The sequence below is a fragment of the Haliscomenobacter sp. genome (assembly GCF_041740695.1).
Classification (GTDB): Bacteria; Bacteroidota; Bacteroidia; order Chitinophagales; family Saprospiraceae; genus Haliscomenobacter.
This window is the reverse complement of the sequence record NZ_JBGSLK010000043.1, coordinates 83,086-95,381: the sequence shown is the minus strand read 5'-3', so window position 1 is coordinate 95,381 and position 12,296 is coordinate 83,086. Positions and strand designations below refer to the sequence as shown.

At 49.2% G+C, this 12,296-nt stretch carries 7 protein-coding genes; 4 read left to right on the top strand and 3 right to left on the bottom strand.

Annotated elements, in window-relative coordinates; genetic code table 11:
* The first annotated feature begins 55 nt into the window (after window positions 1-55).
* The 4 genes from ACEW9O_RS09295 to ACEW9O_RS09280 all read left to right on the top strand — a co-directional run bounded on the left by ACEW9O_RS09295 (window position 56) and on the right by ACEW9O_RS09280 (window position 10,128).
* Window positions 56-2,485 carry a DUF5060 domain-containing protein gene (locus tag ACEW9O_RS09295; RefSeq protein ID WP_373549877.1) on the top strand — a complete coding sequence of 810 codons (2,430 nt, stop codon included), beginning with the start codon at window positions 56-58 and terminating at the stop codon, window positions 2,483-2,485.
* Between the two features lie 44 nt (window positions 2,486-2,529).
* Window positions 2,530-6,672: a two-component regulator propeller domain-containing protein gene (locus ACEW9O_RS09290; RefSeq protein WP_373549876.1), complete on the top strand. Its 4,143-nt coding sequence runs from the start codon at window positions 2,530-2,532 to the stop codon at window positions 6,670-6,672.
* Between the two features lie 222 nt (window positions 6,673-6,894).
* Window positions 6,895-8,988 (top strand): bifunctional aldolase/short-chain dehydrogenase, encoded by a 2,094-nt coding sequence (locus tag ACEW9O_RS09285; protein ID WP_373549875.1) that lies wholly within the window; start codon window positions 6,895-6,897, stop codon window positions 8,986-8,988.
* A gap of 129 nt (window positions 8,989-9,117) precedes the next feature.
* Window positions 9,118-10,128 carry a GntR family transcriptional regulator gene (locus ACEW9O_RS09280; RefSeq protein ID WP_373549874.1) on the top strand — a complete coding sequence of 337 codons (1,011 nt, stop codon included), beginning with the start codon at window positions 9,118-9,120 and terminating at the stop codon, window positions 10,126-10,128.
* A 165-nt stretch (window positions 10,129-10,293) separates the two neighbouring features.
* Here ACEW9O_RS09280 and ACEW9O_RS09275 read toward each other — a convergent pair whose 3' ends face one another.
* From ACEW9O_RS09275 to ACEW9O_RS09265, 3 genes are all read right to left on the bottom strand, one after another.
* On the bottom strand, window positions 10,294-10,962 hold the full coding sequence (locus tag ACEW9O_RS09275) for a hypothetical protein (protein WP_373549873.1): 669 nt from the start codon (window positions 10,960-10,962) through the stop codon (window positions 10,294-10,296).
* Between the two features lie 61 nt (window positions 10,963-11,023).
* Entirely contained in the window at window positions 11,024-11,389 is a 366-nt protein-coding gene (locus ACEW9O_RS09270) for a DUF2237 family protein (RefSeq protein WP_373549872.1), read from the bottom strand.
* Window positions 11,390-11,599: 210 nt separating this feature from the next.
* Window positions 11,600-11,893: a hypothetical protein gene (locus ACEW9O_RS09265; RefSeq protein ID WP_373549871.1), complete on the bottom strand. Its 294-nt coding sequence runs from the start codon at window positions 11,891-11,893 to the stop codon at window positions 11,600-11,602.
* Between the last annotated feature and the right edge of the window lie 403 nt (window positions 11,894-12,296).

Genomic DNA, 12,296 nt, shown 5'->3' with positions numbered 1-12,296 from the left:
TTATCTTTGCCCAAGTTAACACCAAGCTTAAAGATCGCAAAAAGCTCCACTGCTTATGAAAGGAATACTTACATTGGCTTTCATGATTCTGACGTCATTGTTTCTTGGCGCACAAGCACCTACCATCAACAGCATTAACCCGCTGAGCAACAGTGTGGGCAAGTTTCAAAAATTTGAAGCCCTGGTCGACCTGAGCGCTACTTTTTCCAACCCTTACGATTACGATCAAATTGCCCTCAGTGGCATTTTTTTAGCGCCAAGTGGCAAACAAGATACCGTGGATGGCTTTTACATGCAGGATTTTAGCCTCAATACCAGTTCGGGTAACCTGAGTGTAGCGGGCAATGCGGGTTTTCGCATCCGGTTCTCTCCCACGGAAATAGGGACCTGGAATTTTATTGTGAAAGTCAAAACAGCCGCTGGTGAAAGCGCAGCAGTCAGCGGTAGCTTTGAATGTACTGCTTCAGACAGTCCCGGCTTCGTGCGCAAAAATACCACCAACTACCTCTCCTTCGACAGTGGAGCGCCCTACATTCCAGTGGGCCAAAACGTATGTTGGCAGCGCAGCAATGCCTATTTGGATTATAAAAAATGGTTGGGTTCGATGGGTGCTGCTCAGTCCAATTTTATGCGGCTCTGGTTGGCGCATTGGGGACTGGGCATCGAGTGGCGCAATGGCAACGGCTTTGAAGGCTTGAAACGTTACCGCCAAAACAACGCCTGGCACATCGACTGGATGCTGGAAGAATGCGCCCGCCAGGGGATTTACATGATGTTTTGCATCAATCACCACGGTCAGGTTTCGTCCAATGTGAACCCCAACTGGAGTGAAAACCCCTACAATACGGCCAACGGTGGCCCTTGTGCCCAAACCTGGAATTTTTTTGACCTCCCTGCCGCAAAAAACCTGCACAAAAACCGCCTGCGTTACATCGTAGCGCGTTGGGGCTTCAGTACCAATGTGATGGCCTGGGAGCTGTTTAACGAAGTAAGTTTTACCGATCAGTTTTCCACTGCCCCAGTGCGCGATGCCGTGCGCAGCTGGCACGATGAGATGGGCCAATACCTCAAAAAACTTGACGCTCGCAAACACCTCGTCACGACCAGTTACGGTGGAGAAGAAGACCCCGAATTGTGGCGCTTGAGCTCGATGGATTTTACCCAAAATCACCTTTATGCGGAAGTGGACAACATCGAAAAAGCGGTGTCGGGCAAAGGCCTCGACAACCTGAACGCTTTTGGGAAACCAACCTACGGCGGTGAATTTGGCATCAGTGTGGGTGGAGAAGGTTTGTCGAATATCGACCCCAATGGCATCCACATCCACAATACCATGTGGGCTTCTGCTTTTTCTGGCGCACTGGGGGCGGCAGCTACCTGGTGGTGGGACAGTTACGTGGAACCCCGCAATTTGTACCCCTTGTTCACGCCTTTGAGTAAGGTACTGGCCAAAGTCCCTTTGTTGCAAGGCAATTTTAAACCCGCCAGTGCCCGCAGTACAGGTGGTGGCGGCGGCGAGCTCTCCATTGCCCCGGTATCGGATTGGGGACAGGCCACTGACAATAAAATTGTGGTGGATGAAACGGGAGCCATCAGCCCTGCGAACGCCCGTTTGGGGCGCTTTTTGTATGGCTCGCAATTCAATACCCAGTTGCGCAATCCCCCCACTTTTGAAGTATTTCTCCCTGGCGGTGGAAAATTCAAAGTAAGGACGGGAAGCGGCAAAGGCCAGGGCCCCTCGGTAGCCATTTACCTCGACGATAAATTGATCAAAGACAATCCCAATGCCGCCATCAATTCCACCTTTAGCATCGATGTGCCCGCAGGTTTGCACCGCATCAAAGTGGATAATCTGGGTACCGACTGGATCAACATCGGCGCCTACCAAATTGAAGGGGTGGCTACCTCGCCGCACAATGTGTATGCTGTACAGGCTGCCAACCGGGATATGGCCGCGGGCTGGGTGCACAATGCCAAGTACAACTGGCGTCACGTGCGCGATCAGGGCATTCCCGCTTCGATCATCAATGGGGGCGTGACTTTGAATGACATCCTGGATGGCACCTACAAGGTCAGTTTTTATGATTGTACCACGGGAGAGGTGAAAACTACCCTCAAAGGACTCAATACCCAAGGGGGTAAACTAAATTTTGGCGTTCCCGATTTTTTGTGGAACTTGGCTTTCATCGTTGAAAAAGATGATACAACTGTTCCCACCTTGGAAGTTTCCCTCGATGTATCTATCAATATTTACCCTAACCCGGTGGCCATTGGCGCCGTTTTACATGTGGATACCCGCAATTTGCCAAGTGGTGAATATCGGATCGATGTGTTCAACGTCAGCGGGCAATTGACAAGCCAAAAAATCATTGGTGCGACAGGGCAGGTAGAGGCTGTATCTACGGTAGGTTTGGTGCCAGGTGCTTATTTGTTGCGCTTGAGCCAGGGAGACCGGGCTACGGTGGTACGTTTTGTGGTGCAGTAAAGGACTTGTTATTTTTCGTATTCTTCGAATCTACATCATCGATCATGCAACGTATCGGGATTTTGCTGCTTTTTTTGTGGATTTGGGTATGTGCTGCAAGTGCGCAAGAGCCCACTTTTAGCCGTTTGCCAGAAGACATGGTGGTGTCTAACGTGGCTGCAACCGCCATGTACCAGGACAAACAAGGTTTTTTGTGGATCGGAACCTGGAATGGTTTGTACCGCTACGATGGCTACAATTTGAAAAAATTCAAACTCACCATTACCTCTCCAGATGAAATCAAGGGCGAAAAAATCATTGCTTTGTACGAAGATCGGGAAGGTTATCTTTGGGTAGGGACCGAAAATACCGGATTGTATCGCCTGGATCGAACGACCGAACAGTTCAAGGTTTATCAACACGATTCCAAGCAAAAAAAATCGCTGCCAGACAACAAAGTAGGTAGCATTTTTCAGGATGACCAGGGGAAAATCTGGGTAGGTACCGCGCTTGGTTTATGCGTATTGAATCAAGATCATACTTTTACGCCTCTTGAAGATTCTCCCATCACCAATGCGGAACTTGCAAAAACCATCCGGGGTCGGGATGGTTCTTATTGGTTTGCGACCACTTACGGCGTATACCGAGGCATATTGAGTGCCGTGGGGCGGTTTTCCATCACCCGGATGGAGGTTGTTCCCATAGGAGCTGTGGCCAGTCAAGTACCTGCTCACAACCACGTTTACGACATTGTCGAAGATCCGCGTAAAGACAACCTCTTTTGGATCGCTACCCGCGGCGGGCTTAAGCGTTTGGATTTTGCCAGCAACCAAATTCAGCACATTCAAGCTTCGCCGGATGGCTTATCGAATAATTTGACTACCAGTATTGTTTTTCCCTCTCAGCAAGGAGATGGTGGCTTTTTTGTGGGCTCTGATTATGGTTTGAACTATTACATTCCCGATAAAGGTATTTTTAAACGTTATTTTCACATTCCCAAACAAAGTGGCAGCTTACATGCCAGTACCGTACTGACCCTTTGTGAAGACCAGGTTGGGCAGATTTGGGTAGGTACGAACAAGGGGGTGGGAAAAATGAATTTCCAACGCAATCCCTTTGCCGCCATTCATTTCCCCGAAGACGTCAGCATCAACAGTATGGCCTATGCGAATGATCGGGTATGGGCTGGAAGTTTTGGGCAAGGGGTTTTTGAAATCATTCGCAACAAAGAACAAGTAACAACCCGGCGGATTTCCCTGGGTGGCCAGGCGGATTTTATCCATGCCCTACACGCCGATAAACAAGGCAACATCTGGGCGGGTACCCGAGGCGAAGGCCTCATCGTATTTAATGCTGATAATCCCACTCAACGCAAACAATACACCGTAGCAAATGGCCTGAGTCACAACTACCTGATGAGTGTCTGGGGTGATACACGGGGCTTGATTTGGATCGGATCCTGGGCGGGTGGACTTATTCGACACGACCCGGCAAAAGGAACTTTTCACATTTACCGCAAGATGAAAGGTGGGGTAAATTTGGATCAATTTCCAATTGTGCTGACTTTTGAATACAAAAATGAAGCGGGTGAAAATGTCCTCTGTGTGGGCACTCGGGGTGGAGGATTGCTTGAACTGCTTTTGGACAAGGAAGGCTTTCCTCAAAAACTCTTGCGTAAATCTACGAATAACCCAACCCAGGCCAGCACCATTTCCAGCAATTTTGTCAATTGTTATTGGAAAGATGTATTTGGACGCAGTTGGGTCGGTACCGAGGATGGCCTCAACTTATGGAATCAAAAGAAAGGCACATTTAAGCAATACTTCAAAGCAGACGGCCTGCCCGATGACATCATTCAATCCCTGGCGGAGGATGAAAATGGTCATCTCTGGGTTTCTTCGACCCGAGGTGTGAGCCGCTTTTCACCGGAAACCGGGAAAAAGGATTACGCTCGGGTCTTCGACACTCAAGATGGATTACCTTCCAATTTTTTCAATTCCAATGTGAGTGTTTATACTCAGGATCGATATGTATTTTTCGGCAGCAACAGTGGTGTTTTGTATTTTCAGCCACACCAAATTCGCGAAAACCCGATCGCGCCTACGGTAGAATTGGTGGATTTCAGGCTCTTTAACCAGTCTGTCGGAGTGGGCGATCAGGCGCACAATCGGATGATTCTTCAGCAAAGCATTGGATCTACGCCCGAACTGGTTTTGCGGTACAACGAGAATTTGTTTTCCATCGAGTTTGCTGCCATGCACTTTTTGGAACCCAATAAAAATCAATACAAATTCCGCCTTTTGGGCTTCAACGAGCAATGGATTCCTTCGACGGCCAAGGAGCGGGTTGCCCACTACAGCAATTTGTCTCCAGGGCGTTACACCTTTGAAGTCCAAGCCGCCAACAATGATGGGCTGTGGGCCAAAGAACCCGCCCGGCTCAAGATTCGAATTTTGCCTCCTTTTTGGCTCACCTGGTGGGCTTACCTCATTTACGCTGGATTGATTGCGGCGGCGATTGGAGTGTACCGTCAGAGTATTTTGGTACGGGAAAAACTGCGCAACCAGGTCAAAATGGAGACCTTTAAGCGGGAAAAAACGGAAGAAATTGGACAAATGAAAATCCATTTTTTCACCAACATCTCGCATGAATTGCGCACGCCGCTGACTTTGTTGTTTTCGCCCCTGGAAGACCTCCTCAAGCGGGAACAAACCGATCCTACCACCCATGAAATGTACACCTTGATGTACCGCAATGCCGAAAGATTGAAGGGAATGATCGACCAGTTGCTGGAGTTCCGTAAAATTGAAGAGGGCTTGATGCACCTGGAAGTGGTAGAAATGGATTTGGTGCGTTTTTTCAAAAACATCGCCATTGCCTTCCGCGATTTAGCGCGGCACCGCAACATCCAGTTTAATTTTGTCGCCAGTGTAGACGAACTCAAAGCCTGGGTCGACCGCGACCTCCTGGAGAAAGTACTCTTCAATTTGCTTTCCAATGCCTTCAAATACAGCGACGACGGAGGCACCATTCAGCTGAAACTGGACACTGACAACAAACAGGTGATTTTCTCCCTGGAAGACGAAGGCATTGGCATATCCGCAGAAGAACTGCCCCATATTTTTGAACAATTCTATCGGGCGCGTTCGAGCCAACACGGCAGCCGTCGACAAGGCACCGGGATCGGTTTGGCGCTGGCGAAAAGTATTGTTGAATTGCATAAAGGAAACATTGAGGCCTACAGTATGATCCACCGAGGCTCGGTATTTGTGGTGAAACTGCCGTTGGGCAAGGACCATTTCCCGCCAGAAGTCATCAAATTCAATTACCGCGATCCCGAGGATTCCGGCCATTATCCTTATGATGAAAATGGAGTACTGCTAGAGACTGCGCAGGAAGAAACCATTCATTCCGACAAGCCACTGGTGTTGGTGGTGGAAGACAATGCCGACATCCGTACCTACATCCGCCGAAGCCTGCACCCCGATTACGAAGTGATTGAGGCGGAAAATGGGCAAGAGGGGCTGGAAAAAACCCGCAAATACATTCCCGATATCATCATTTCGGATGTGATCATGCCGGAAATGGACGGGTTCGAATTGTGCCGCAAGGTAAAGCAGGAGGAAGCGACGGCGCACATTCCGGTGATTTTGTTGTCCGCACGTTCCTCCCAAATGTATCAGGTGGAAGGTTACGACACCGGCGCGGATGACTACATCAGCAAACCTTTCAGCATTGACCTCATGCAGGCGCGGATCCGCAACCTGCTCAACAACCGGGAACGCATCCAGCGGCATTTTGACCAGGAGTTTGCCCGCAAACACGAAGTGGATATCTCACCCGCGGAACTCAGCATCAACCACCTCGACAAACAGTTTTTGGAAAAATGCATCGCGCTGGTGGAAAAACACATCGAAAACCCCGATTACTCCGTAGAGCAAATGAGCCACGAATTGCTAGTAAGCCGCATGCAACTCTACCGCAAAATCAAAGCGATCACGGGCGAATCACCCAATCATTTTATCCGCACCATCCGGGTCAAACGTGCAGCACAATTGCTGGAGAAAGGCTATTCGGTGGCGGAAACGACGTATAAAGTCGGCTTCCAGGACTTGAAGTACTTCCGGGAGTGTTTTAAAAAGCAGTTTGGGATGAACCCTTCGGAGTTTGTGCAGCAAATCCCGAAAATTTCGAGTGGCTTGAATTGATTGCATTTCTTAGGTGTGTCTTCAGTGTCTTAGGTTTCTTAGGTGGTGAAAGAAGCCCCTTGCGGAGCAATATTTTCACCACCTAAGAAACCTTAGACACCAAAGACACACCTTAGCATTGATGCGAACGCATTTACTCTTTCACAGGAGAGTTCAGGAAGGCCACTATTGCCCTTTTGTTTACCTTTGTCGTACAAAGCTCATTACAAACAAAAGCAAGAGATGTCCACCACTACATTCAAACACGTAAGCTACCTCTGGGACGAAGCACACGCTGCATCCTTAGCCGGAAATGAGGTCGACCTGTTCATTTACCGCTCCAACCTGCTGGGAGCCGACCTGCGCCTCACCAATTATGCGGGTGGAAACACTTCAGTCAAAATTGACGAAACCGATCCCCTCACCGGCGAAAAAGTTGAAGTGATGTGGGTCAAAGGTTCGGGCGGCGACATTGGTACCTTGACCAAAGCTGGCTGCGCCAACCTCTACGTCGACAAGTTGCATACCCTCAAGCGCCGCTACCGGGGCCTGGAGTTTGAAGATGAAATGGTGGACTTGTTCAACTATTGCCTTTTTGATCCAAAATGTGCTACCCCTTCCATCGATACACCTTTACACGGACTTTTGCCCTACAAACACATCGACCACCTGCACCCCGATGCCCTGATCGCCCTGGCGGCTAGCAAAGACGGAGAAGCCATCATGCACGAAATCTGGGGCGATACCATGACCTGGATTCCCTGGCAGCGCCCCGGTTTTGACCTCGGTCTGCAACTGGAAGCAGCAATCAAAGCCAATCCAAACTTGCGCGGGTTGATCTTGGGTGGACATGGTTTGTTTACCTGGGGTGACACCGCCTATGAGTCTTACATCAATACCCTGGAAGTGATCGAAGCTGCTTCCTTGTATTTGGAAAAAAATTACGGCAAAAATCGCCCAGTATTTGGTGGTGCCATGCGGGAGGCTTACGCTCCAGCTGATCGCGCCGAAAAAGCCGCTGCGGTGATGCCAACCCTGCGCGGGCTGGCTTCCAGCTATCGCCGCATGGTGGGCCATTTTACCGATGACCCACGGGTGTTGGAGTTCATCAATTCCAATGATTTGGCGGTGTTGGCTCCGCTGGGCACCAGTTGCCCCGATCACTTTTTGCGCACCAAAATCCGCCCGCTGGTACTGGATGTTCCAGCTGAGACCACAGATTTGAAAGCGCACATCCTCCAGCAATTTGAAGCCTACCGCGCCGATTATGCTGCCTACTACGAGCGCTGCAAGCACCCGAATAGCCCCGCCATGCGCGACCCCAATCCGGTGGTGATTTTGTACCCCGGCGTAGGCCTGTTCACTTTTGCCAAAGACAAACAAACTGCCCGGGTAGCCGCCGAGTTTTATACCAACGCCATCAATGTGATGAAGGGTGCCGAAGCGGTATCCAAATACGTGGGGCTGGCCGAACAGGAAGCTTTCAACATCGAATACTGGTTGCTCGAAGAAGCCAAACTCCAGCGGATGCCCAAGCCCAAGGCGCTTTCGGCCAAAATTGCCTACATCACCGGTGGTACTGGCGGTATCGGCAAAGCCATTGCCGAAATCCTCATCCAGCAAGGGGTAGTGGCCGTGGTTGCTGACCGCGATCGGCTGGAAGAAACAGAGACTGAACTCAAGAAAAAATACGGTAAAGATGCGGCCGTGGCTGTAGCCATCGATGTGACTAAACCGGACGCCATTGCCGATTCGTTGCAAAAGACCATCCTGGCCTTCGGTGGGGTAGACATCATTGTGAACTGTGCTGGCTTGTCGATCTCCAAACCGCTGGAAAGCACCGAAATCAAGGATTGGGACATCCTGCAAGATGTACTGGTCAAGGGGCAATTCCTGGTGAGCCAACAGGCAGTAGCCATCATGCGCGCCCAAGGCCTGGATGGCGACATTGTGAACATTGCTAGCAAAAATGGCCTCTTCGCCGGACCGAACAACGTGGCTTATGGTTCTGCCAAAGCAGCTCAGTTGCACATGAGTCGCTTGTTGGCCGCTGAATTGGGTAAAGACAAAATCCGGGTGAATTCCATAAACCCTGATGCAGTACTGCGCGGCAGCAAAATTTGGGAAGGCGACTGGGCGGAAGGCCGCGCCAAAGCCTACGGCATCGCTGTCGAAGACCTGCCCAAAATGTACGCAGCGCGCACCCTGCTCAACGAAGAAATTTTACCAGAAGACATTGCCAAAGCTGTCCTCGTTTTTGTAGATGGCAGCCTCTCCAAATCCACCGGGAATATGTTGAACGTGGACGGGGGTGTGGCGATGGCGTTTACACGATAAGCAGTCAGCTATCAGCAATGAGCTATGAGCCAGGTGGTGCTGTATCCGAATTTGTTCGTTTCCCACCAACTGGCTGATAACTGACTGCTGATAGCTGATGGCTGACTGCTCATAGCTGATAGCTAAAACATGTACCACCTCCATCTCAATCACAAGTCCAAAACGCCCAAATACAAGCAGATCGTAGAGTCCATCATCACGGATATTGAAAGGGGATTGTTGAAAAAAAACGATCAACTGCCTTCGATCAGTGAGATGAGTGCCCACTACGATTTGGCCCGGGATACCGTAGAAAAGGCCTACCGCGAACTACGGGAACGGGGATTCATTGTCTCGGTGCAAGGCAAGGGCTATTACGTATCGGGGGGAAACGATGGCAAGCTGCGCATCCTGCTCATTTTTAACAAACTCAGCTCCTACAAGCGACTCATTTATTACTCCTTCCTGCAAGAGCTGGGCGAACGGGCACAAGTAGACCTCCAGGTACACCATTACAACGCCAAATTGTTTGCCGACATCATCGAGCGCAACCTGGGCAAATACAACTACTACGTGGTGATGCCCCACTTTGTGCACGACCTGGACAAGGTGAACCTTGAAGCGGTGATGCAGACTATCCCCGCCGAGGAATTGTTTTTTTTGGACAAAGATTATCCTAACCTACCGACCAAGCACAGCGCGGTTTTCCAGGATTTCCAACGCGACATTTTTAATGCCCTGCTCTCCGCCAATGAACTGCTGCAAAAATACCAGGAAATGGTACTGGTGATGCCCAGCGACGGCAACTATCCCACCGAAATTGCCCGCGGCTTTCACAACTATTGCGTCAACTACCAAAAGACCTACCGCATTATTGAAACAGCCACGGAGGAATCCATCCAGGCGGGTGCGGTGTATTGTGTGATCGAAGAAACCGACCTGGCGGAATTGATCAAAAAAATCCGGCAAACGGACTTGACATTGGGGCAAAACATCGGGCTGATTTCTTTTAATGATACGACCCTGAAGGAGGTGCTGGACATTACGGTGATTACGACGGATTTTGAGGCGATGGGGAAGACTGCGGCACAGTTGTTGTTGGAAGGGAGGAAGGAGAAGGTGAAAAATCCGTTTTATTTGGTGCGGAGGGGGAGTTTGTAAGTACTTCATAATTCTAAATTCGTCCGCTCGTCCTTCCACTTCAAAACTCGTAAGTCATGTATTCGGAACTCGTCACTCAGTTAATTTTTTTTGAGTTCCGAGTTCCGAATACATGACTTACGAGTTTTGAAGTAAAGGTAGAATTGCGAGTTTTGATATGAGAAATCATCGCTTCCTCAACGCCAAACCAACCGTGTGCCGCATTGCCTTCGTAATGTTCGGAAACTCCCTGAATTCATTGGACAAACCAAAATAATAAGTGTAATAAGGTGCAACCACCAGTGATGGAGAGATGGACCAGTCGTAACTCAGGTTTGCACCCAAACCCAGGTAAGTCTTGCGACTGTAATGGGGGTATTTTTCCACTAGAGTAGTCTCTCGAGGTGTTTGTCCACCTATCCAGCTGCCGTATTTTCCCTGCAATTGCTCGGCCAACAAGTAGGCCATTTCCGTACCTATGCTCAATTTGAAATTTTGTTTGATGCGAAAATTCAAGGGGTAAATCCCCAAGGTGAGGATCGATTTGTCCACCCGGGCATCTACCGAGTAGCCTCCACCTAAGCCTCCATCGCCAGCAGACAATTGAGCACCATAGCGCTCGAATTTAAAGTTGAAAGGAATATTCCTCCAAAACCACTTGATGCGGTCAAGACCAATGCCCAGGCTATAACCCAAGCCTGACTGATAATCAGAACGGTAATGTCCCTCAAAGGAATGGTAATCGTGGAGGACGGTTCCATTGAGGCCAGCAAAAAAAGAGAGGTTTTGGCCGGGGAGGTTTGTGTGAATGGATAGGGTAAATGTGAAGAGGATCGCTTTTAGGTTGATCTTCATTTTTACGAAAAATTTTGAATCAAAGTCAAGGCAATTTTTTGTTTTAATTTATTCAGTCGCACTATTGCAAAATAGCTTGTAAGTCGGCCAAAGCCACATGGCGCAGGGCGGATTCGTGCGTAGCCTCCAACACCACGGGTGGAGCAACCCCAGCCTCGTAAGCCTCCTTCCAGCGCAGCACGCAGAGGCACCAGCGGTCGCCTGCTTTTAGCCCGGGAAAGTGCCACTGCGGCTGGGGCGTAATGAGGTCATTACCCTGGCTAAGCGAATAAGCCAGAAAGGCTGAGGTCATTGTGGCGCAGACGAGGTGGCGACCGGAGTCTTCCGGGCCGCTGTTGCAGCAGCCATCGCGGTGAAAGCCCGTCAGGGGATCGAGACTACATGGCTGGAGCGGATTGCCCAGGACATTGCGTGCAGCTTGGCTCATAGTTGGTGTGTTTATAATAGGAACAATGCTGTACGTTCAATTGTTATAATTGAGTTTTTGCTTTCACAAAATAAAAGCTTTTTGGTACCAGTGTTAATCTCTACCTTTCTCGTAAGGGAAAAGTTGACTATTCCTAAAACTCCACCCCCCGGATAAACTCCGCCCCATAACTATGTGGAACAAGCCCCCGGTATCGCAGCCTACCAATGATCATTGCGGGATGCGTTTGAAAGGATTGTGCAAACCAGCTTCATCAATACCTCCTCTTAAACTCCAATCGGGTTCGTACCCAGCACAGGCGGGGCATTTTATTTTTGTAAAAACGAGTGAGATTAAATATTTCGGTAAATACCAGAGACACAGAACCTTTTCGCACGCAATCCGCCCAAAGATTAGAAAAATCAGTAAAAGTGAGAAAAAATTATAGGCCAGCCTGCTCCAACCAAAGCGTACTACTTGAAGAATAGAAATGCAAGCGACGATAACAAGGATTGCCTTTATCATAACTAAGGGATTAAGCTTGACGAATATTTTATTTACTACATAATTGGGACACTCATTGTAGTGGGAAATATAGTAACTTTTGGTAATCTCTACGCGTAGAAAAAAGGTCAAATAGCGTAAAAAATGCCCAATAACCTGAATTTGCCCTGGTCAGAACGGGTAGAAAATGGCTTGATTGTCGGGTTAAGAGGCGGCATTTTTGCGTAAACGACTTCAAAATTCGTCCTTCACTTCTAAACTCGTAAGTCATGTACTCTGAACTCTTCCCTCACTTCTAAACTCGTAAGTCATGTACTCTGAACTCGGCACTCAAAAAAAACTTTATCTGAGTGACGAGTTCAGAGTACATGACTTACGAGTTTAGAAGTGAAAGGGAGAATGACGAGTTCCGAGTGCATGAGTG

Bases quoted from the DNA above. Each gene is read 5' to 3' on its own strand.
- ACEW9O_RS09295 (WP_373549877.1), top strand. From the start codon at position 56: ATGAAAGGAATACTTACATTGGCTTTCATGATTCTGACGTCATTGTTT.
- ACEW9O_RS09290 (WP_373549876.1), top strand. From the start codon at position 2,530: ATGCAACGTATCGGGATTTTGCTGCTTTTTTTGTGGATTTGGGTATGT.
- ACEW9O_RS09285 (WP_373549875.1), top strand. From the start codon at position 6,895: ATGTCCACCACTACATTCAAACACGTAAGCTACCTCTGGGACGAAGCA.
- ACEW9O_RS09280 (WP_373549874.1), top strand. From the start codon at position 9,118: ATGTACCACCTCCATCTCAATCACAAGTCCAAAACGCCCAAATACAAG.
- ACEW9O_RS09275 (WP_373549873.1), bottom strand. From the start codon at position 10,962: ATGAAGATCAACCTAAAAGCGATCCTCTTCACATTTACCCTATCCATT.
- ACEW9O_RS09270 (WP_373549872.1), bottom strand. From the start codon at position 11,389: ATGAGCCAAGCTGCACGCAATGTCCTGGGCAATCCGCTCCAGCCATGT.
- ACEW9O_RS09265 (WP_373549871.1), bottom strand. From the start codon at position 11,893: ATGATAAAGGCAATCCTTGTTATCGTCGCTTGCATTTCTATTCTTCAA.